Annotated in this window: 22 protein-coding genes and 3 tRNA genes; 10 read left to right on the forward strand and 15 right to left on the reverse strand. The window is 68.7% G+C overall.

What is annotated here, in order from left to right; all coding sequences use genetic code 11:
• The first annotated feature begins 15 nt into the window (after window positions 1–15).
• Both amcB and amcA read left to right on the forward strand, forming a co-directional pair.
• Entirely contained in the window at window positions 16–1,122 is a 1,107-nt protein-coding gene (gene amcB, locus AB0F72_RS38870; RefSeq protein WP_360443169.1) for a cyclophane-forming radical SAM peptide maturase AmcB, read from the forward strand.
• Window positions 1,091–1,315, forward strand: coding sequence for a multiple cyclophane-containing RiPP AmcA (amcA, locus tag AB0F72_RS38875; RefSeq protein WP_360443091.1), 225 nt, complete (start codon window positions 1,091–1,093; stop codon window positions 1,313–1,315). The genes amcB and amcA overlap by 32 nt, the downstream gene beginning before the upstream one ends.
• Window positions 1,316–1,434: 119 nt before the next feature.
• Here amcA and AB0F72_RS38880 read toward each other — a convergent pair whose 3' ends face one another.
• Together AB0F72_RS38880 and AB0F72_RS38885 are read right to left on the reverse strand one after the other, a co-directional pair.
• Window positions 1,435–1,650, reverse strand: a complete 216-nt coding sequence (locus tag AB0F72_RS38880) for a DUF3073 domain-containing protein (RefSeq protein ID WP_014440246.1) — start codon at window positions 1,648–1,650, stop codon at window positions 1,435–1,437.
• Between the two features lie 257 nt (window positions 1,651–1,907).
• Window positions 1,908–2,972, reverse strand: a complete 1,065-nt coding sequence (locus AB0F72_RS38885; protein WP_360443094.1) for a Glu/Leu/Phe/Val dehydrogenase dimerization domain-containing protein — start codon at window positions 2,970–2,972, stop codon at window positions 1,908–1,910.
• 152 nt (window positions 2,973–3,124) lie between these two features.
• On the opposite strand from AB0F72_RS38885, the gene AB0F72_RS38890 reads away from it, so the two are divergent.
• Entirely contained in the window at window positions 3,125–3,964 is an 840-nt protein-coding gene (locus tag AB0F72_RS38890; RefSeq protein ID WP_360443097.1) for a hypothetical protein, read from the forward strand.
• A 281-nt stretch (window positions 3,965–4,245) separates the two neighbouring features.
• Window positions 4,246–4,455, forward strand: a complete 210-nt coding sequence (locus tag AB0F72_RS38895) for a BldC family transcriptional regulator (RefSeq protein ID WP_014687221.1) — start codon at window positions 4,246–4,248, stop codon at window positions 4,453–4,455.
• A gap of 129 nt (window positions 4,456–4,584) precedes the next feature.
• On the opposite strand, the gene AB0F72_RS38900 is transcribed toward AB0F72_RS38895, so the two are convergent.
• A complete protein-coding gene (locus tag AB0F72_RS38900) occupies window positions 4,585–4,956 on the reverse strand; it encodes a PPOX class F420-dependent oxidoreductase (protein WP_360443100.1) in 372 nt (123 codons plus the stop codon).
• A 13-nt stretch (window positions 4,957–4,969) separates the two neighbouring features.
• Here AB0F72_RS38900 and AB0F72_RS38905 point away from each other — a divergent pair, with 13 nt between their 5' ends.
• The 4 genes from AB0F72_RS38905 to AB0F72_RS38920 all read left to right on the forward strand — a co-directional run bounded on the left by AB0F72_RS38905 (window position 4,970) and on the right by AB0F72_RS38920 (window position 8,235).
• Window positions 4,970–5,752 carry a methyltransferase domain-containing protein gene (locus AB0F72_RS38905; RefSeq protein WP_360443103.1) on the forward strand — a complete coding sequence of 261 codons (783 nt, stop codon included), beginning with the start codon at window positions 4,970–4,972 and terminating at the stop codon, window positions 5,750–5,752.
• Window positions 5,749–6,315 (forward strand): RNA 2'-phosphotransferase, encoded by a 567-nt coding sequence (locus AB0F72_RS38910; protein ID WP_360443106.1) that lies wholly within the window; start codon window positions 5,749–5,751, stop codon window positions 6,313–6,315. The genes AB0F72_RS38905 and AB0F72_RS38910 overlap by 4 nt, the downstream gene beginning before the upstream one ends.
• An 82-nt stretch (window positions 6,316–6,397) precedes the next feature.
• Window positions 6,398–6,979, forward strand: a complete 582-nt coding sequence (locus AB0F72_RS38915; protein ID WP_360443109.1) for a hypothetical protein — start codon at window positions 6,398–6,400, stop codon at window positions 6,977–6,979.
• Complete coding sequence (locus AB0F72_RS38920; RefSeq protein ID WP_360443112.1) at window positions 6,976–8,235, forward strand: PrsW family intramembrane metalloprotease; 1,260 nt, start codon at window positions 6,976–6,978, stop codon at window positions 8,233–8,235. Before AB0F72_RS38915 ends, AB0F72_RS38920 begins: the two co-directional genes overlap by 4 nt.
• 660 nt (window positions 8,236–8,895) lie before the next feature.
• Here the strand turns inward: AB0F72_RS38920 and AB0F72_RS38925 are convergent.
• The 5 genes from AB0F72_RS38925 to AB0F72_RS38945 form a co-directional block, all read right to left on the reverse strand.
• The gene (locus AB0F72_RS38925) at window positions 8,896–9,285 is read right to left on the reverse strand and encodes an AlpA family phage regulatory protein (protein WP_360443115.1); all 390 of its coding nucleotides are present in this window, start codon (window positions 9,283–9,285) and stop codon (window positions 8,896–8,898) included.
• 9 nt (window positions 9,286–9,294) lie between these two features.
• Complete coding sequence (locus tag AB0F72_RS38930) at window positions 9,295–9,657, reverse strand: hypothetical protein (protein WP_360443118.1); 363 nt, start codon at window positions 9,655–9,657, stop codon at window positions 9,295–9,297.
• A gap of 432 nt (window positions 9,658–10,089) precedes the next feature.
• The gene (locus AB0F72_RS38935) at window positions 10,090–11,223 is read right to left on the reverse strand and encodes a helix-turn-helix transcriptional regulator (RefSeq protein ID WP_360443121.1); all 1,134 of its coding nucleotides are present in this window, start codon (window positions 11,221–11,223) and stop codon (window positions 10,090–10,092) included.
• Between the two features lie 515 nt (window positions 11,224–11,738).
• Window positions 11,739–13,340 carry a calcium-binding protein gene (locus AB0F72_RS38940; RefSeq protein WP_360443124.1) on the reverse strand — a complete coding sequence of 534 codons (1,602 nt, stop codon included), beginning with the start codon at window positions 13,338–13,340 and terminating at the stop codon, window positions 11,739–11,741.
• A 352-nt stretch (window positions 13,341–13,692) separates the two neighbouring features.
• Complete coding sequence (locus tag AB0F72_RS38945) at window positions 13,693–14,127, reverse strand: permease-like cell division protein FtsX (RefSeq protein WP_360443127.1); 435 nt, start codon at window positions 14,125–14,127, stop codon at window positions 13,693–13,695.
• 150 nt (window positions 14,128–14,277) lie between these two features.
• Here AB0F72_RS38945 and AB0F72_RS38950 point away from each other — a divergent pair, with 150 nt between their 5' ends.
• The gene (locus AB0F72_RS38950; RefSeq protein ID WP_360443130.1) at window positions 14,278–14,586 is read left to right on the forward strand and encodes a hypothetical protein; all 309 of its coding nucleotides are present in this window, start codon (window positions 14,278–14,280) and stop codon (window positions 14,584–14,586) included.
• Here the strand turns inward: AB0F72_RS38950 and AB0F72_RS38955 are convergent.
• The 3 genes from AB0F72_RS38955 to AB0F72_RS38965 all read right to left on the reverse strand — a co-directional run bounded on the left by AB0F72_RS38955 (window position 14,573) and on the right by AB0F72_RS38965 (window position 16,156).
• Complete coding sequence (locus tag AB0F72_RS38955) at window positions 14,573–15,247, reverse strand: DUF2786 domain-containing protein (protein ID WP_360443133.1); 675 nt, start codon at window positions 15,245–15,247, stop codon at window positions 14,573–14,575. The genes AB0F72_RS38950 and AB0F72_RS38955 overlap by 14 nt on opposite strands.
• Window positions 15,248–15,283: 36 nt before the next feature.
• The gene (locus AB0F72_RS38960) at window positions 15,284–15,673 is read right to left on the reverse strand and encodes a hypothetical protein (RefSeq protein WP_360443136.1); all 390 of its coding nucleotides are present in this window, start codon (window positions 15,671–15,673) and stop codon (window positions 15,284–15,286) included.
• 84 nt (window positions 15,674–15,757) lie between these two features.
• Window positions 15,758–16,156: a hotdog fold thioesterase gene (locus AB0F72_RS38965; RefSeq protein ID WP_014440262.1), complete on the reverse strand. Its 399-nt coding sequence runs from the start codon at window positions 16,154–16,156 to the stop codon at window positions 15,758–15,760.
• Window positions 16,157–16,288: 132 nt separating this feature from the next.
• Between AB0F72_RS38965 and AB0F72_RS38970 the strand changes: the two genes are divergently transcribed.
• On the forward strand, window positions 16,289–16,537 hold the full coding sequence (locus AB0F72_RS38970) for a hypothetical protein (RefSeq protein WP_360443139.1): 249 nt from the start codon (window positions 16,289–16,291) through the stop codon (window positions 16,535–16,537).
• Window positions 16,538–16,972: 435 nt separating this feature from the next.
• On the opposite strand, the gene AB0F72_RS38975 is transcribed toward AB0F72_RS38970, so the two are convergent.
• From AB0F72_RS38975 to AB0F72_RS38990, 4 genes are all read right to left on the reverse strand, one after another.
• Complete coding sequence (locus tag AB0F72_RS38975; RefSeq protein ID WP_360443142.1) at window positions 16,973–17,761, reverse strand: calcium-binding protein; 789 nt, start codon at window positions 17,759–17,761, stop codon at window positions 16,973–16,975.
• A 244-nt stretch (window positions 17,762–18,005) separates the two neighbouring features.
• Window positions 18,006–18,082: transfer RNA gene (locus AB0F72_RS38980), tRNA-Phe, on the reverse strand.
• A 13-nt stretch (window positions 18,083–18,095) separates the two neighbouring features.
• A tRNA-Asp gene (locus AB0F72_RS38985) sits at window positions 18,096–18,169 on the reverse strand.
• Between the two features lie 41 nt (window positions 18,170–18,210).
• Window positions 18,211–18,283: transfer RNA gene (locus AB0F72_RS38990), tRNA-Glu, on the reverse strand.
• Window positions 18,284–18,385 lie beyond the last annotated feature (102 nt).

Genomic DNA, 18,385 nt, shown 5'->3' on the forward strand with positions numbered 1-18,385 from the left:
GGTGCGTGGAGCGGGATGCGCGGCATCTCCACGGTGCCCAGCTACGTCGTCATGCAGCCCACTACTCTCTGCAATCTCGCATGCGGGTACTGCTACTTACCGTTCCGGCGGGACAACCTGAAGATGCCGGTCGAGGTCGCCGAGCGGGTCGCTGAGTCGGTGGCGGGCCTCACCCGTACCCAACAGAGGTTCTCGGTGGTCTGGCACGGCGGTGAGCCGCTGGCGGCGGGCCTGGACCACCTGGGCGCGCTCTTCGCGCCGTTCGGCGCGTCGGTCGAGCATCACGTGCAGACGAACGCGACGCTGATCGACGACGCCTGGTGCGAGTTCTTCCGGAAGCACGACGTGCGGGTCAGCGTGAGCGTGGACGGGCCGCGCGAGCGCAACGGCGACCGGGTGGACCGGGGCAGCCGCCCGGCCTACGACCTGATCGTCAAGGGGATCGACGCGCTGCGCCGGCACGACATCCCGTTCTCGGCACTCTGCGTGGTCAGTGATCCACGACCCGGCGTGGCGACCGAGCTGTACGACTACTTCCTCGACCTCGGTTGCGAGGTGCTCGGGATCAACGTGGAGGAGCTGGAGGGTGTCAACACCCGGCTCAACCGTCGCGACCCGGCAGCGGTGAGCGCGTTCTGGGCCGAGCTGGTCGGCGCCTGGCGTCAGGCGCCGAGGATCCATCTGCGCGAGGTGGAGTGGTCGCTGCGGTACGCCGCGGCGGTCCTCGACGGCACCGCTGACGAGCTGCTGCCCCGCCAGCTGGACCCGATCCCGACCGTGGCGCACGACGGCTCCGTGGTGCTGCTCTCGCCCGAGCTGGCCGGTTTCTCCGACCCGCGGTACGGCGACTTCGCGAGCGGCAATGTGCTGCGGACACCACTCACCGAGATCCTGGCCGGCGCGGCCGGCACACCGTGGATCAGCGAGTTCCTGCGCGGCATCGAGGCGTGCCGGAACAGCTGCCCGTACTTCGGGTTCTGCGGTGGCGCACACGCGGCCAACCGCTACTTCGAACACGGCAGGTTCGACGTCACCGAGACGGACCACTGCCGGAACAGCAAGATTCGCCTACTGGAGGGAGTGCTGGACCATGCCCGAGATCATGAAGCCACGGCTGTCTGACGGCGTGGAGGATCCGGTCACGGCGCGGGTGCACGAGACCCGGGCAGGGTTGACCGCGCTCCTCGCGGAGGCGGATGTCGCCCGGCAGCAACGCGCTGAGCAGGCGCCCTCGGACAGTGGCACGGCGGTGTGCGCCTGGAACCACTTCGAGAACATTCCTACGTTCTACAACTGGAACAACCGGCCACGCTGAAGCCCGCCCGGTCGAAGCCCACGCGGGGATCACCCGCGTGGGCTTCGGTTCAACCGTAGAAATGTGACCGCGACTCACCGGAGCACGCGGTCAGGCCGCGTGCTCTGTGCTACTGCGGGTCAGCGCCTTGTCGGCGACCAGGTATCCCGGTCGTCATCCGCGTCGTCGTCCTCATCATCATCGACGAACTCGTCGTTGTCGTCGTCGAAGTGATGATTCGACTTACCGGCACTCGCCAGTTCGCGCTGCAAGGCGGTGAGGTCGGTGTTGGGGGAGTGATACTTCAACTCCCGCGCCACCTTCGTCTGCTTGGCCTTAGCACGGCCGCGCCCCATGGCTCGACCCCCTCGCACAGAATTCGGGGCAGCCCGAAGGCGGGCCCCGATGACGTCAGGCATCTCTCGTGGGTCTTACGGTACATGGACGATGGCGCGTTCGGCACCTCGGGTTGCGTGTGACACTGCCGCGCGTCGCGGTTTGGCCTCTTGCGGGCCGATCCGCGACCGCGCGGCAGCCAATTCGGGTCTGTTTCGGGAGGGATTGCCGGGCTGCGGCGTGGTCCAGCACCCCTCCCGAAACAGACCCGGCCGGCTCAGTTCAGGTAAATCGCCCGCAGGCGGCCGACCTCGGCCATCCGCCGCTCGGCGAGGCGATCGGCGGCCACGGCCGGCGGGACGCCCTCGTCGCCGGCGAGCGCGAGGATCCGCCGGGTGGTCTCGAAGATCCCGGTCGCCCGCAGTTTCGCGCGCTCGAAGTTGAAGCCCTCGATCTCGTCGGCCACCTGGATCACACCGCCCGCGTTCACCACGTAGTCCGGCGTGTAGAGGATGCCGCGCTCCTCCAGGAGCTTGCCGATGCCCGGGTGGGCGAGCTGGTTGTTCGCCGCGCCGGTGACCACCTTCGCCCGGAGGACGCCGACGGTCTCGTCGTTCAGCGCGCCGCCGAGGGCGCAGGGCGCGTACACGTCGATGTCGGACGTGATCAGCGCCGCGGTGTCCGGCACCAGCTGGACCGCCGGGTGGGTGGTCCGGGCCCATTCGAGGGCGGCCTCGTTCACGTCGGTGGCGACCACCGTCGCGCCGTCCTCCACCAGATGGCCGGTGAGGTACTTGCCGACCTTGCCGAGGCCGGCCACACCGACCGTGCGGCCGCGCAGCGACGGGGTGCCCCAGGTGTGCTCGGCGGCGGCGCGCATGCCCTGGAAGACGCCCCAGGCGGTGAGCACCGAGGAGTCGCCGGCGCCGCCGTGCTCGACGCTGCGGCCGGTCACGAACCGGGTCTCACGGGCGATCACGTCCATGTCGGCGACGTAGGTGCCGACGTCACAGGCGGTGTAGTAACGGCCGTGCAGCGACTCGACGAAGCGGCCGTACGCCCGGAGCAGGCCCTCGGACTTCACCCGGGCCGGGTCGCCCCAGATGACTGCCTTGCCGCCGCCCAGGTCGAGACCGGCCAGGGCGTTCTTGTACGCCATGCCGCGGGACAGCTTCAGCACGTCGGCGAGCGCGGCGGCCTCGTTCTCGTACGGGTAGAAACGAGTCCCGCCCAGTGCCGGGCCGAGGGCCGTCGAGTAGATACCGATGATCGCCTTCAGGCCGGTCACTCGATCCTGGCAGAAGACGACCTGTTCGTGCCCGTCGGTGTCGAACACGTCCATCGTTTGCACTCCTGATTCTGGTGTGACCCTCGTGGGGCCGTGACTCCGGCGGGGGTCTGCCGGATTGCAAACGAGCCTATCGGTGTGAATGCCGCACCGATTACGTCCGCGCGGGAAGTTCCACCCGGGCGGATTCGTGAAAGGATCGCGCCGTGCCGTCACTGTTCGCGTCGTACCTACGGGTCTACGAGCCACTGACCGCCTTCGACCGGGACCGGCAGTCCTTCTGGCGCCGTTACGCGAAGGAAGGCCGTGACCTCGGCCCGGTCGAGGGGCCGGTTCGCCAGCGCACCGCTGTTCTGGAGGCCCTCGGCGCCGGCTGGACCCGGCTGCCGGACCTGCCCGACGAGGCGTACGTGCTGGAGTGGGACAACTCGATCCTGGTCTGCCCGTGGAACCTGCGCCTGCGGGTCGCCGAGGCGGCTCTGACCGCCCGGGACGGGGTGCCGGCCGTGCTCGCCGACGCGTTCGTGCCGCCGATCCTGGCCGGCCAGGCGAAAGCGGTCGTGGAGGACTGGCGCAGCGGCGCCAAGGTGCTGGAGCAGGGTGTGCCCCGGGTGCACGAGCAGGTCTCCACGTGGGGCGTGCCGCTGCGCTGGTTCGCCTTCGTGGACTCCGAGGAGCGGGACATCGCGCTCAAGGCCCGGCGCCGGACGCTGCGTTACCGCACGGAGATCTCGAAGGCCCGCCGCCGGGCGCACCGGGCGGTGTCCGTGCTGCGCAAGTCGCTGGGCGACGCGCCGATCACCGAGGCGGTCGAGGAGGGCACCCGCTGGCTCGAGGAGTTCCATCCACGGTCGGTGGTCGAGCTCGACTACGGCGGCCTGGTCAACCTCCTTCCGGAGGACAAACTGACCGAGGACGATTCCCCCGGACTGGTGGCAGCCGGACTTTCTGCGCTTTCTCGCGGTGACGCTGAGTCAGCAAGTGAGGCTTACGAGAAGCTCGTGGCGCGGTGGCGTGCCGTCCAGCTTCTCGAGCGATGCAACTGACCAGCGGAAATGGGACAGACGCGTACGTATCTCAGTGAACGGGAGCGCTCCCGAAGCGAACACTCTTCGTGATCGCCGGTTACCGAACCGTCATAATCGGACTAAACGCGGCACTATCTGGCGTATAAAACACGCAAAAATCGGGCATGCTTCATCCATCTATCTGGGGACGTTCGTCCGTTCGGCCCATGTCGGACATCGGGGACTAGCCGGACCATGAGAGACGCACCGGCCGGCGGGACCCCGGCCGATGTTTTTAGGCACCTGTGGAGGAGTGACCGATGGCATCGCGTACGCACGATCCTGAGCCGCTACTAACGCCGGCCGAGGTGGCGTCGATGTTCCGAGTCGACCCGAAGACCGTTACTCGGTGGGCGAAAGCTGGCAAGCTCAGCGCAATTCGCACGTTGGGTGGCCACCGTCGCTACCGGGAGTCGGAAGTCCGCGCCCTGCTGCAAGGACAGATTCCGACGCAGCGTCAGGGCGACTGACCGCATTCGACCGACATCGTTGCAAGGGGCGAGCGCTGGGGAAGGCGATCGCCCCTTCTTCGTACCATCTTGAGTTCTTGTCCTGTCCTCAAGAACAACGAAAGACAAGATCTTCGGGTACGGGCGGGGTCAGTCCACCAGGACGACGACAGTGCCGTCCGCTCCGCGCCGGAGCCGGCTGCCGAGCACTGTCAGGCGCCCCATGAACCCGTACTTCTTCTTGAGCGTTCCCGCGACCCGATGGAAGTCGGCCCGATCGCCGATCCGGGCGGTCCCCTCGACCGCCTCACCCGTCGGTTTGCCGCGCATGTCGCAGGGCGCCACGGTGACCCGGCCGCTGTTGCGGATCCGCTTGACCTTGCCGCTGTCGGCCACGGTCCAGAACCCGAGGCCGGTGCCGTCGGGCACGACCCACAGCGGAGTGGCAACCGCGCGCCCGTCCCTGCGGAACGTCGTCAGCAGGGCGTATTTCTCGGATCCGAGTTGCTCCAGTCCGGCCATTCCTCAAGAGTAGATGACCATGGAGCAGCCGACGATCGGCGACGCCTTCGGTGAGATGATCCGGGACGCGTACGCGGTACGAACCGGAATCGGGCCTCGTCCCCTCGCCGGCGGAAAGTACTACCGGCCGGTCATCGAGGTGATCGAGCGGGACGACGGTCTGATCAACGGCGCTCCGGCCGACCACTACCTGAACGAGCCGGACGACTGGCAGGCCTACGATCGCCGGGCGCTGAAGCTCTGCCGTGGCCGGGTGCTCGACATCGGGACCGGCGCCGGCCGGATCGCGATCGAGCTTCAGCGTCACGGCATCCCGGTGACCGGCTTGGACACCTCGCTCGGAGCGATCGAGGTGGCCCGCAAGCGCGGCCTGCGCGACACCGTGCTGAACACCGTGGACGAGTTCTCCCGAGCGGCCGTCCGATACGACACGTTCCTGCTGCTCGGCAACAACCTCGGCCTGCTGGAAGGCCCGGAGCGGGCGCCGGTCATGCTGGCCGCGCTGGCTCGGCTGGCCGCTCCCGGCGCACGGCTCGTGGCGCAGGGCACCGATCCGTACGGGACGCGGGACCCGGTGCACGTGGCCTATCACGAGCGCAACCGGCAACGCGGCCGTCTCGGGGGACAGCTCCGCCTGCGCCTGCGGTACCGGGAGATCGCCTCCGACTGGTTCGACTACCTGAACTGCTCTCCGGCCGAGATCGAGTCGTTGCTGCCGGGCACCGGGTGGCGGCTGAAATCGATCGACGACCGGGATCACCCCTACTACGTTGCGGTCATGGAGTTGCACACTTGACCGAACTCACCCGCGACCAGGTCCGCCTCAGCCGGCGGATGTCGATGGTGCTGCGGCACCGGCCGGAGACCGCCGGCCTCACTCTGGACGCGAACGGATGGGTTGCCGTCCCCGCCTTCCTCGCCGCTCTCGGGATCAGCCGCGAGGAGCTCGACGTGGTGGTGGCCGGCAACGACAAGCAGCGGTTCGCCGTCGAGCCCGGCCCGGACGGCGTGGACCGGATCCGGGCCAGCCAGGGCCATTCCCGGCGGGTCGCCGTGGACCTCTCGCTGCCGCCGGCGACGCCGCCTGACGAGCTCTTCCACGGCACGCCCCGGGCGAACCTCGACGCGATCCTCCGGGAGGGGCTGCGCCCCGGGAGCCGGCATCACGTCCATCTCTCCGTCGATGTGCCGACCGCGCTGAAGGTCGGCCGCCGCCGGTCACCGGACGTGGTGGTGTTCCGGGTGGCGTCCGGGACGATGGTTACGGAGGGCCACGTCTTCCACCGCAGTGACAACGGAGTATGGCTGACCACTGTCGTGCCAGCTTCGCACCTATCGGTAAAACGGACAAATCCGTAATCTGCCAGGTTGATCGTCTATCCACTGTGGGCGGCCAAAGGTTCTCCGGACAACGGCCCGGAAGCGCCGTTAACTTGGACGGATGGGGAGGGTTACGCGCAGTCAGCACACCGACCTTCCCAGCACTCTCGGTCTTCCCATCGCGCTCGTTCTCGTCCTCGTGCTCGCCGGCCTCGCGTTCGGCCTGCCACTGCTGGACCGGGCCGTTCCGGCTCAGCGAGCCATCCCGGCCGGGGCGCCCTACGAGGTCGGTGCCGGGGTCACCATCGTGCCGCCACCCGGAGCGACGCTGGACGTCACCGGGACCCGGCCCGGCGATGACCGGGGCAGCGCGCTGTTCCGCATCGGCCCGGTGCGGTACGCGGTGGCGGTGCAACCCTTCGACGGCGACCTGACCGCGGCCGCGGTCCGCCTGCGTCAGCGCATCACCGGCACCCGTGGTTACCAGGTGACCGGCACCCAGCTCGCCGTCTCCACCGCCGGTGGGCTCGCCGGGGTCCAGGGCGGATACACCGCCGGCGACCGAGGCGGGCGCTACGCCGTCTTCGTCGTGCACGGGCTCACCATCGAGGTCACGGTCATCGGCGGCGACCTCGACCTGGACGGCACCCTGCCGGCGATCGACGCGAGCACCCGCACCCTGCGTTACGAGGGGCGCCGATGAGTGAGGCGGTGCGCCCCGGTGGCGCCCGGGCGATCACCCTCGCCCGCAACCCGGCGTTCTGGGTGGTGTTCGTCCTGATCACCGCGGGGGCGCTGCGCATCGCACAGATCGGCGTGCGGTTCTTCGGCGCCTACCCGGTCGCCACGCTCACCGCGATCGGCCTGTTCGCGCTCCTCGCCGTACCCTTCTGGCTCTTCGTCTCCGAGCTGGACTTCCTGGAACAGGAACCGCCGAGCCTGCGGGTGGTGGCGTTCGCCTGGGGCGGCCTGGTCGCCACCACTGTCTCGATTCCGGGCAGCACCGCGCTGGAGAACCTGATCGCGAAACTGGGCTCGCCGCACCTCGCCGCCGACTGGGGCGCCGCGCTGGCCGGGCCCACGGTCGAGGAGATCGCCAAGACCCTCGGTGTGGTTGCCATCGTGCTGATCGCCCGCGCCCAGGTGAACAGCGTGCTCGACGGCGTGGTCTACGGCGCGCTGGTCGGGCTCGGCTTCCAGATCGTCGAGGACGTGGTCTTCGCGATCGGCGCTGTCGCGCTGGCCGGTCAGGGCGACCAGATCCAGCCGGTCGTCACCACGTTCCTGGTCCGCGGCTTCCTCGCCGGCGTCTGGAGCCACACCCTGTTCGGCGCGCTGGCCGGCGCCGGCATCGGTTACCTCGTGGTCAACCCGGACCGCACCCGACGCCACCGGCTCACGATGGCCGGTCTCGCCCTGTTCGGCGCGTGGGCCTCCCACGTGCTGTGGAACTCGCCGCTCTTCCGGGACGGCCTGGGCAACGGCGCGCTGGCCCTGCTCGCGGTCCTGGTCTTCAAGGGCCTGCCGCCGTTGCTGCTGATCCTCTGGCTGGTCCGCCGGGCCCACGACCGCGAGGCGGCGTACTACGTCGCGAAGCTCGCGACGCTGCGTGACCCCGCTCTGATCACCGACAACGAGCTGCGGGTGCTGGGGTCCGGGTCACGGCGGGCGGCGGCCCGCCGGCATGCTGCCGCGCGAGCCGGATACCGAGCCCGAGCGACGGTACGGCGGTTGCAGCGTGCCCAGGCGCGCCTGGCGGTCGACCTGAGCCGTGCTTCCACCGAGGTCCCCGAGACGGCCGCCGAGGTACTGGCACATCGCGCCCGCCTGGAGAGCCTGGGCCACCCGGAGGCGGTCGAGGGCGTCCCGTTCTGGCGGCACACCGCCTCGACGGTCGGCACGGCCGCGCTCGCGATAGCGGTCGTCTGGGTGGCGCTCTCCGCCCTCGGCGGCGGTTGATCCGCCCAACCCTGTCAGCCCAACCAAGCTGAGCGTCGCGGTCCACCGACATGCGGACCACTAGCCCCAGCAAGAATTTCCGAGATCTTGTCTTCGGCGCCATGCGACTGCGCGTCGGCAGAGGCGTGGGCGGTGAGCACAGCTGCGATCACCTTCGTAAGCTCGGACGTCGTGGTAGGCCGTCCGACATCATGCCTGCCTGCACCGAATCACCTTGTGTGCCTCGGCGCATGCGGCACAGCGGACGGTGCCGTTGCTGGCCATCTACCGGACCGCACATCGTCCTGTTGCCAGTACTCGAACTGTTCTACGACGACGAACGGCATGATCCGTGTATCTCGCAACCCGTCCTCAAAGCGATGAGGCGCGTGGAGTCCAGGCAAGCCGGATAGTCACTCACCGTGCTGCAGCACGGGAAGGCTACTCATGACAGCGGTATTGAGCCGGACGTGATCCGGCCCGCTGGCGGCGCTCTCCGCCGACGCAGGTGAGTTCGAGCCGTCGGCCGCCTGCTCGCCAGGGGATCCGCATCCGCCCAGAAGGAAAGCACCCACCAGGCCGACCCCGATAAGACCGCGCTACCAATGCCCCCTCGGGATGCGGCGAACTTGACCATACTGATCGGTGGCGCGACGACTCGACTGACACGGGTGAGGGTGATTACTCCCCGTTCGCTACGAGCCTGCGGCACCCGTTCTGGCTACCGATCGGCTGATCTGGGGAGCGGGTAGGCCGGTGCACCTGGATCCACGCCTCCACCGCCGATTCCTCCCAGAACCGGCCAGCGACCATCACCGCGTAAGGCTCCGGGAAGTCCGGCCTGTTGATCAGCTGATAGACCCGTTGGCGTGAGACGCCGAGGCGGGCCCGGACCTCGGCAGCGCCCATCAGGCGCTGCTTCCCGTGGCCCTTGATCACCTCTACGGCGATCGTCGCGATTTGGGCCACCGACAGGTGAATCACCGGACCGCCGGTGCCATGCGGCTGCCCGTCAGTAGAGGTGTGAGCGGTCAGCGCGGCAGCGATCAGCCGCTCGAGCTCGACTGTCATGGCCGACGCCTACGGGAGAAGGTTCGGACGCTGCGGCAGGCCGCTCGGCGTCTTGGCGGCTGTCGGCACCGCTTCGCCATGTGTGCCTTGGCACGTGCGGCATAACGGACGGGTAGCGTCATCCGGCCAGCTGCCGGACTGTACATAACCGTGATGTCCGTACTCGATCTGCTCCACGACGACGAACGGCATGATCTCTTTCAGCGTGTGCGCGTCCATCAAGCCGGGCGGCACCATGCCACCGAAGCAGAAGTGCAGCTGCCGCGACGGGTACGCCTCGTAGGCCGCGTCGATCGGTGCGGCGGGGGAATTGCCGCCCTCGACGCAGTGCGGTGCGTGGAGGACCACGCCTGCCGGGTATTCCCTGCGCATCACCGCCACCTGCCCGCGTTGACGGGTCGCCGCCCGTAGTCTGGGACCGGCTCGGAGAGTCGGGCACGGTCGGCGCGCTTGCGTTCCGCCAGGCACGGATACACGTCGACGCCGCAACGGCAGTCGACCTTCCATGGCTTACCGTGCCGCCAGAGCCGTCGACGTCCATGCTCGATCGGGTGCTGCTGCCGTCTGGTCACGCTTCTCGCCTCCGCTCGCCGAGCCGATCCGGGAATCTGGGCGGTGGCGAGTCAGATCGGTGCCTGCCGGGGGATTGCCCGCCGCCGCTAGCGCGATGGCGGGCCGCTGAAGATGTCCAATCGACGCCGGCCGCCATCGGTGCTACCGAACGTAGATCCGATGATCACGCAGCGGAAGGGACGACGGATACCCTTTCGCTCGATACGACACTCGGCGAGGGGACGGAGCGTCCTATCTGACACCGAGCCGGCGTGCCAGTCCGCGCAGCTTCGGCGACGGGCGCCGACCGTTCAGCAGCGAGCCGACCACCGCGCGGGGAAACGGCTGGTAACGCATCCATTGGCTCGCCTCCTGCTCGATCTCCAGCAGGATCCGCTCCGCATCGGCGTACCGGCCGAGGCCGGCGTGCGCGTGCGCCAGGTCGGTCTTGTGCCGGGAACGCGCGGCCAGCGGCATGGGGTTGTCTCTGGGCATCGCCCGAGCGACATCCAAGGCACGCGCGTAGTCGCCAGCCACCACAGCCGCGTCGACCCGCTGCATGACCACCTGGGTGACGCCGAAGGTCGTGTTCCAGTCGTTGCGGTCCTGACCCAGCCGGACTGCCGCCCCGTGTGCCACCTGGAGTAAGTCCTGGGCCTCGTCGTCGTTCCCGGCTCGGGCCGCTGCGGTCGCCCCGGTTATCAGCAAATTGCCCCACATGCTGACGGCCTCCGGCGCAGCCTTGCGATTCGGCTCGATCTCGTCGGCTTCCCGCACCGCTATCGCCGCGGCATCGTCGGCGCGGGCCTGGTTGAGCAGCACCCAACTGCGGGTGCCGACCACCGCGGCACGCAGGTTCTGATTCTCTGCGGCGTCCAAGGCCCGGTCGACAGCCACCAGAGACAGATCGGGGTGGCCGAGATGCACGAGTGTGGAGGCGGCGAGCTGGCTGGCCTCGGCGTGAATATCGGCGGCCCCAATGCGGCGTGCATCGGTGATCACCGTCGGCAGGAATGTGGTCAGCAAGTCGTAGTCACCAGACCAGTACGCCTCCCACGCGCGCCGCATGGAAGCACGGAGCTCGTCGGCGGTTGCCGGCTCGCCGGGATCGTCGACAACGGGAGTCAGCGCTCGACGCAGGGCGAGGATGCCGCCAGCATCCGGCACGGATTCCAGATGCGTTGGCTTACCGACAAGCACGCCCAGGTCGACGTCGAGAGCTTTAGCGATCTTGGTCAAGTAGGGCAAGGATCCAGACTTGACTCCCTGCTCGATCTTCTTGATCAGATCGAGCGATACGCCGGCGCGTTCGGCAAGGTCCTGCTGGGTCAGCCGGGGCTTACGCTCGTTGCGCAGTTCGAAGATGCGGTCACCGATCTCAGACATTGCGGCGGCTCCCCTGGTAGAGGTCAGGGTGCGGCGGCTGGCCTCTACTCCGGCCGCCGGCATCGACGGTACGTCAACAGCCTCAACGCCGGCGGTAAGCGAATTCCTGTCGGTCGACCGGATCGAGATGTGTGCCGATCATCCGAGCGGTGTCTTAGTGCTGCTGGCTGCCCAGGCGGCGAGGGCACCACGGGCGTGGAGATGCACCTTCCCGCGCTGGCCGCGTAGTTCCGAGCACCCGGCCGACGCCCCGCGACATGCGCTGTGTCGCATGCCTTCGGCTGCCAGGGCGATGCCCCCGGATCCCGCAACCTCGTACCCATACCCGTGCGTGCGGTGGAGGACGTAAAACGGCCCGCGCTGTCACGGGGGAGACGGCGCGGGCCTGGACCCAACGATAGCGAGGAATCCCGAGTTGATCGAGGGCCAGCCCCGGATCCATAGCAAAACCACAGGAATGACAGCGACGGCCCGGCCGCTGGAAAGCGACCGGGCCGTCGAACCGCAGCCAGGTGTTACCGGCGGGCGTCCGCCAGCTTCTTCGTCGCCTCAGCGATGGTCGCGGCGGTGTCCGCCGGAACCGCCGACGCCGACGAGGAGCGGAGAGCGGAGACCGACACGCCGGTCAGGTCCGGGTTGATGAACTCGGTGTTGGTCACGCTGGCACCGGCCATCACGAAGCCGATGTCGACCGTGCCCTCGCCGCCGTCCACGACGTCCAGAGCGGCGTCGCTGCCGATCGGGGCGCCGGTGTCCACGTTGACGTCCTCGCTGATCAGGATGTCGTCGCCGGCGTTGCCGAGGAGGGTGTCGTTGCCGGTGTAGCCGACCAGGAAGTCGTCCTCGGTGCCGCCGTGGAGCCGGTCGTTGCCGACGTCGCCGGAGAGCATGTCCTCGCCCGCGTCGCCCGCGAGAACGTCGTCACCCAGCTCGCCGTACGCGACGTCCTCGCCCGCACCGCCCCAGATCTTGTCGTTGCCGGTCTCGCCGAAGAGGAAGTCCCCGTCGGCATCGCCGTAGAGGGAGTCGTTGCCGCCCATGCCGTCGACGAAGTCCTCGCCGGCGCCGCCGCTGATGCCGTCGTCCCCGGCGCCACCCTCAAGGACGTCGTTGCCGGCTTCGCCCCAGATGCTGTCGTTGTCCGCGCCACCCTGGATCTGGTCGACGCCGTCGCGGCCGTACACCTTGTCGGCCCCGGCGCCACCGGTGATGGTGTCGTTGCCGGCGTCGCCGTAGATGGTGTCGTTGTTGATGCCACCGTCGACGATGTCGTTGCCGATGCCGCCGCTGACGGTGTCGTTGCCGGCTTCGCCCCAGATCTTGTCGTTGCCGGCGTCGCCGTAGGCGGCGTCGTTGTGCGCGCCCGCGTAGATCAGGTCAACGCCGTCGCCCCCGCGCGCCTGGTCGTTGCCGTCGCGGCCGTACAGCTTGTCGTTGCCCGCGTCGCCGTAGACGAGGTCGTTGCCGGCGCCCGCGTCGGCCGTGTCGTTGCCGGCGCCGCCGGACACGCGGTCGTTGCCGACGTTGCCGTAGAGCACGTCGTTGCCGACCTCGCCGTACGCCTTGTCGTTGCCCACGCCGGCGTCGATCCAGTCGTTGCCGGTGCTGCCGTAGACGGTGTCGTCACCGGCCTCGCCGTACACCCGGTCGTTGCCCGCCAGGCCGTTGATCTTGTCGTTGCCCGTGCCGCCGCGCACGTTGTCGGCGCCGGAGCCACCGGTCAGGGTGTCGTTGCCCGCGCCACCGTTCGCGACGAGCGCGACCTTGGTCTTGTTGTTCACCGAGTCGTTCTTGTCGCCCAGCGACACGGTGAGCTTCGCGGTCGCCTTCGACGTGGTGCACTTGACCTTGGTCGTGTCGACCTTCTTGCAGCCCTTGCCAGGCTTGAGCGCCACCCGGTCGTCAAGCGTCACGGTACGGCCGGAGATCGTGATGGTGAGCGCGTTCGTCGCACCCGCCGCGGCCGAGAACTGCACCGCGTTGGTGCCGACGACCTTGGCGCTGCCGGCCGCGGCCGCCTGTGCCGGCGAGGAGAAGAGCGCTGCCGAGACGACGGCGGTGGCCAGCAGGCCGATCGACGTCATCGCCCGGCGGCGGGCGAGCTGGTTGAGAAGCATGTGATCTCCAGGAATCGGTGTTACTTCGTGGGCGCGGACTCGAGACGGGCGTTCGTCTGGGTCAGGGCTGAGTTCAGATCGCCGGGCGAAGCGGCAGATGCCGACGCGGCGGAGAGAAAGCTGTGGTGTGACAAGCCGAGGTGGCGAGAAAAGCGGCCAGAGTCATCCGCTCGAACAGGAACACGCGAATACCCCCCGTTGGGCATACAGCCGAGAACGGAGGCGCGCTAATTCGCGCGACCTTCCCCCGTGACCCACATTTCAACGCACATTGATGGCTGTGCCAAGGCCCAACCTACAGAACGGGACCGTACCGACGCAATGTTCATCTCGCAGTAAGACCAGGTACTCCTCAGCACCCGATCTCGGCTCCCGGGCGGCTCGCGGTGGGCTCCATGACGACCCAGAGCCGTTCCACACCGGGCAATTCGCGAATCCTCGGAATCGGCGCACAGTCGAACTCACGCCCTTCTGAGGTCAATCGGAACGACTCGGACATGCTTTCCACCTGTACGCCGGCAACCCGTTCCGGATCGTCCTTCCATTCCTTCCGGAACCGGGCCAGGGCCTCCTCGCGGTTTTCGAAGACCACTTCGCCCGGCGCATCGTCCAGTTCGGACCGGATCGCCGACTTGTGCTCCTCGGTGGCTGACTCACTCAGCTCCACGGTCACCTCGTACGAGCGCACCGGCGCGTACCGGTAACCCGCGACGAGCAGCACGGTGGTGGAGGCGGCCGCACCGGCGAGAAGCGCGGCAGCGGTGAACGCCAGAAGACGTCGGAACAAGGGGAATCCTCCGGCATGATCGGCCGCACGCTGTCGTGATCATAGACCGGTGCCGCTACACAGGGCATCCACAGGCGAGGGTGAGCCCCTTGATGGTCGCCGACCGTTCCACGAGAGTGATAGCGGTCGACTACCGAGGAGGGCGACGTCGTGCAGACTTTCACGAACGAAGCGGAACAGGCGGCCTACACCCTGGCGGAAGCGCTGAGCGACAAGGCGATGTCCTGCATGAAGAGCGCCGAGGAAGCGGGCGAGGCGTTCCGCTCCGGCAAGATGGCGATGCGCCGGCAGTTCAAGGCGCGCGGCCTGTCCGAGGCGGAAGCCGACATCCGCTGGTCCGGCACGTCGCAGGCGGCCCGGGCGATCGCCGACAACCAGTTCTTCATGTCCCAGGCCTCGATGTACAACAACGCCGCCGTCACCCAGTACGCCAAGGCCCTCTACCTCAAGAAGGGCTGACCTCCGGCCCGCCGAGGTGGGCCTGCTGACCGGCACGGTAACCACGCACCCGCCCGCTGCCCTGCAGCCGGCGCGGCGGCATCTTCGCCAGTTTGGGGTACGTCTCGTCGCGTCGCCGCTCCACCAGATCGGTGCGGTCGACCAGGACCAGTTCGGCGCCGGGCGTCTCGGCCGCGGCGGCCTGTTCCGCGAACCGCAGACGCGCGCTGACCGCCTGGCTGTACCCGACCAGCCAGGACCGCCGATAGGCCGCCGGATGCTCACCGAGCGGCACCGGGGTCGCCGCCAGCCCGTGCGCCGCCTGCACCAGCAGCGACGTGAAGAGCAGTTCCACCCGTTCCAGGTCAGCGGCGTGCCCGAACAGGTGACTCCGAGCCAGCCCACCCCGCTCCAGATGGACGACCCGGCAGCGCATCGGGGCCGCCACGGCAGCCAGCAGGCCCGCCTTGTCCCGGGCGTAGGGCGGGTCGATCGTGACGATGCGATCCCCGACCGGATCGGCCGCCGGATCGCCGACGGCGAGCATGGCCTGGTCGACGCCGTACTTCGCGATCAGCGCGGCGGCCTTCGCGGTGAACGCCTCGGCTTCGCCGGGCGTGCAGGCCGGGTCCTCGGCCATCGCGAGCAGCTTGCGCACGCGCGCCAGCAGGCTGTCATTCATCGGGCACGGCAATTCATGGGTACGGGTGGAGCCCTGTCACGCGGCCCGGCGGCGCAGGGTCGCGACGGTGGATCCGGCGAGCGCGAGCAGGCAGTCCGGAAGCTGGCCGTCGGCGATTGCCGCACCGAACAGCGCCTCACCGGTCGGGAAGTCGCCGTTCACGTACGCGCTGACGAAACGGGCCACCCACCGTTTGTCGTACTGCGCGTCGTCGATGCCGGGGAACTCCAGGGTCCAGGCGCCGCTGCCGGGCAGCTGCCCGACCATGGTCGCCGCCAGGCACCACGCAACGTCCCACGCGCCGACGACACCCTCACGGTCGACGACCGCGTCGAAGGTGTCGGCCACAGCAGCGCTGTCGCCGCTGATCGCACACTGGAGGATCTGCGCGGCGTCGTCGAATGCGTGCTGTGGTACTTCGGTCACGCAAGAAAAGGTACGTCCAGCCGTCAAGGAGCGCTCGCGGACTCCGGGATTTCACACACCACCGGGATTTCACGCACCGGGATTTCACGCACCACGGAGTAAGCAGGTGATCCGCGCCGTGCAGACCCGCTCGCCCGACTCGTCGGTGAGCACCACCTCGTACGTCGCCACCGCACGCCCCCGGTGCACCGGCAGCGCCACGCCGGTGACCAGCCCGGATCGGGCCGCCTTGTGGTGGGTCGCATTGATGTCGACGCCCACCGCGAACGGCCGGTCCACGGTCTGCCCGTGCATCACGGCGCCGACCGACCCGAGCGTCTCGGCGAGCACGCACGATGCGCCGCCGTGCAGCAGCCCGTACGGCTGGGTGTTGCCCTCCACCGGCATGGTCCCGACGACCCGCTCGGCACTCGCCTCGGTGATCGCGATACCCATCCGCTCGGCGAGCGCCCCACCGCCGTTGCTGGTGAACAGATGCTGCATGCCGTCTTCCGCTATATCCACGACGGCGTACGTTACCGCTGCTCCTCGTGCGGCCCCAGCGACACCCGTCACAGGAACAGGAGTGACCCGCCGAGGCCGGGGGTACGTGTAGGGCCCGACGAGAGGAGCACCATGAGCGAGCCGCAGGAGATCATCGAGACTCGGGGCGAGTACCGGGTGGACCTGCTCAAACAGGATGCGAACGGTGACGGCCTCACGGACGTCTGGGTCTCCGACACCGACGGCGACGGCAAGCCCGACCTCTACCAGTTCGACACCGACGGCGACGGCCTGGTCGACATCACGATGGTCGACCTCGACGAGGACGGCACCCCGGACAAAATCGTGGACGGCGACGGCGGCCTCCCCCCGGTCGCCTAACCCCCGCGAACCGAACCACTCACCCGCCTCCAGGGGGCCGGCGGCCTCGTCGCCTCACCCGCCCCGCCCGCCTCCAGACGGCCGGCGGCCTCGTCGCCTCACCCGCCCCGCCCGCCTCCAGACGGCCGGCGGCCCCGTCGGCTCACCCGCCTCCGGGCGGCCGGCGGCCGCGTCGGCTCAGCGGCCCCCGGGCAGCCGGCGGTCCCGTCGGCTCAGCGCGGATGAGGTCACACGCATCGTCATCGTGGACCCTCGTCCACGCCGGGGCAGCGATGAACGCACACGTACCGCTTCGGTGTGACCTCATCGCCGCCCGGCAGACCGCAGGGGCCGGCCCTTCTCTGCGCGGACTCCTCCAGAAACGCATCCACCGCTGCGTTCACCCTGTGCCGACGGCAGCGCCCCCACCGGATCGGTGAGGGCGCTGCCGTCGGATTACCAGCCCTGCCTGATCCGGTCCTTGCCGGGGCCGCCGTAGATCTGGTCATGTCCGGGGCCGCCGGCGAGGACGTCGTCGCCGGCGTTGCCCCAGATCTTGTCGTTGCCGGCGTCGCCGCCCACGTGGTCGTTGCCGGTGCCGCCGTACAGCAGGTCGCCGCTGTCCGGGATGTCGCCGTCGAGTTCGCTGCCGAGGACGAAGTCGTTGCCGCTGTCGCCGTAGACCTTGTCGCGGCCCGAGCTCCCGGCGAGCATGTCGTTACCGGAACCGCCCCGGATCGTGTCGTTGCCGGTGTCACCGTGCAGTTCGTCGCGGCCCTTGTTCCCAAGGATGGTGTCGTTGCCGCTTCCGCCGAAGACGGTTTCCACGCCCGAGCCGCCGTGCACCCGGTCGTTGCCCGAACCGGCGAAGACAGTCAGGGGCACCGAGGTCTTGTTGACGATCTTGTCGTTCCGGTTACCGAGCTCGGCGGTGACGAGCCGGGGCTTCCCCGGCGTCGTGCACTTGACCTTGGTGCGGTCGCCCTTGACCGCCTTGCAGCCCTTGCCGGCCTTGATGGCGACCCGGTCGTTGAGCGTGATCGTCCGGCCCGAGACCGTGATGACCAGCGAGTTCGTCTGACCCGAAGCGGCGATGAACTCGATGACGCTGCTGTCCGATGTGAAGAGTTGAGCCTTGGCCGGCGTGGCCGCCTGCGCCGGAGAGGCGACCAGGGCCGCCGCGCCCGACATCGCCACGGCCGCCGCGCCGATCGCCGCCAACGCCCTGCGGTTGAACAAGAACATGAGAGATCCCCCGTCGTCGATGGCGCCCCGCTGTGATGATCCTATGAGGACGGCTCACGAAAAGGTGTCCCGGTTTCGTGTCACGCGGACCTCCAGCAGGGCGACGCACCACGTCGTCCAGCACGGCGGAGGGTCAATTCCGCGGCAGAGAAGCGGCAGAGAAGCGGAGGAGAAAGGGCCGGAAAGCAAAACGTCCACCGTGCGTTTCCGCAGGTGGACGGTGCTCAGTGCCCGGCGAGAGGCCTGGTGGCCAGGGGCGGGGTCGAACCGCCGACCTTCCGATTTTCAGTCGGACGCTCGTACCAACTGAGCTACCTGGCCGTGCTTGGTGTTGCGGTCCTGACGGGACTTGAACCCGCGACCTCCGCCTTGACAGGGCGGCGAGCACTCCAACTGCTCCACAGGACCTTGCTTCGGTTCGTCAGCAACTTGCGCCGCTAACTTACCAGTACCCCCAACGGGATTCGAACCCGTGCTACCGCCTTGAAAGGGCGGCGTCCTAGGCCACTAGACGATGAGGGCAACTCCGCCATCATTGCACACCTCGCTGGTGGCGAGATCGCAACGCTGGTGGCCTTCGCCTCAACCGCGTCCCGTTGAGTGCTCGCAAAGCATATGTGATCC

The sequence above is a fragment of the Actinoplanes sp. NPDC023936 genome (assembly GCF_040639325.1).
Classification (GTDB): Bacteria; Actinomycetota; Actinomycetes; order Mycobacteriales; family Micromonosporaceae; genus Actinoplanes.

Bases quoted from the DNA above. Each gene is read 5' to 3' on its own strand.
- amcB (WP_360443169.1), top strand. From the start codon at position 16: ATGCGCGGCATCTCCACGGTGCCCAGCTACGTCGTCATGCAGCCCACT.
- amcA (WP_360443091.1), top strand. From the start codon at position 1,091: ATGCCCGAGATCATGAAGCCACGGCTGTCTGACGGCGTGGAGGATCCG.
- AB0F72_RS38880 (WP_014440246.1), bottom strand. From the start codon at position 1,650: ATGGGGCGCGGCCGTGCTAAGGCCAAGCAGACGAAGGTGGCGCGGGAG.
- AB0F72_RS38885 (WP_360443094.1), bottom strand. From the start codon at position 2,972: ATGGACGTGTTCGACACCGACGGGCACGAACAGGTCGTCTTCTGCCAG.
- AB0F72_RS38895 (WP_014687221.1), top strand. From the start codon at position 4,246: ATGGCATCGCGTACGCACGATCCTGAGCCGCTACTAACGCCGGCCGAG.
- AB0F72_RS38900 (WP_360443100.1), bottom strand. From the start codon at position 4,956: ATGGCCGGACTGGAGCAACTCGGATCCGAGAAATACGCCCTGCTGACG.
- AB0F72_RS38905 (WP_360443103.1), top strand. From the start codon at position 4,970: ATGACCATGGAGCAGCCGACGATCGGCGACGCCTTCGGTGAGATGATC.
- AB0F72_RS38915 (WP_360443109.1), top strand. From the start codon at position 6,398: ATGGGGAGGGTTACGCGCAGTCAGCACACCGACCTTCCCAGCACTCTC.
- AB0F72_RS38920 (WP_360443112.1), top strand. From the start codon at position 6,976: ATGAGTGAGGCGGTGCGCCCCGGTGGCGCCCGGGCGATCACCCTCGCC.
- AB0F72_RS38925 (WP_360443115.1), bottom strand. From the start codon at position 9,285: ATGACAGTCGAGCTCGAGCGGCTGATCGCTGCCGCGCTGACCGCTCAC.
- AB0F72_RS38930 (WP_360443118.1), bottom strand. From the start codon at position 9,657: ATGCGCAGGGAATACCCGGCAGGCGTGGTCCTCCACGCACCGCACTGC.
- AB0F72_RS38935 (WP_360443121.1), bottom strand. From the start codon at position 11,223: ATGTCTGAGATCGGTGACCGCATCTTCGAACTGCGCAACGAGCGTAAG.
- AB0F72_RS38940 (WP_360443124.1), bottom strand. From the start codon at position 13,340: ATGCTTCTCAACCAGCTCGCCCGCCGCCGGGCGATGACGTCGATCGGC.
- AB0F72_RS38955 (WP_360443133.1), bottom strand. From the start codon at position 15,247: ATGAATGACAGCCTGCTGGCGCGCGTGCGCAAGCTGCTCGCGATGGCC.
- AB0F72_RS38965 (WP_014440262.1), bottom strand. From the start codon at position 16,156: ATGCAGCATCTGTTCACCAGCAACGGCGGTGGGGCGCTCGCCGAGCGG.
- AB0F72_RS38970 (WP_360443139.1), top strand. From the start codon at position 16,289: ATGAGCGAGCCGCAGGAGATCATCGAGACTCGGGGCGAGTACCGGGTG.
- AB0F72_RS38975 (WP_360443142.1), bottom strand. From the start codon at position 17,761: ATGTTCTTGTTCAACCGCAGGGCGTTGGCGGCGATCGGCGCGGCGGCC.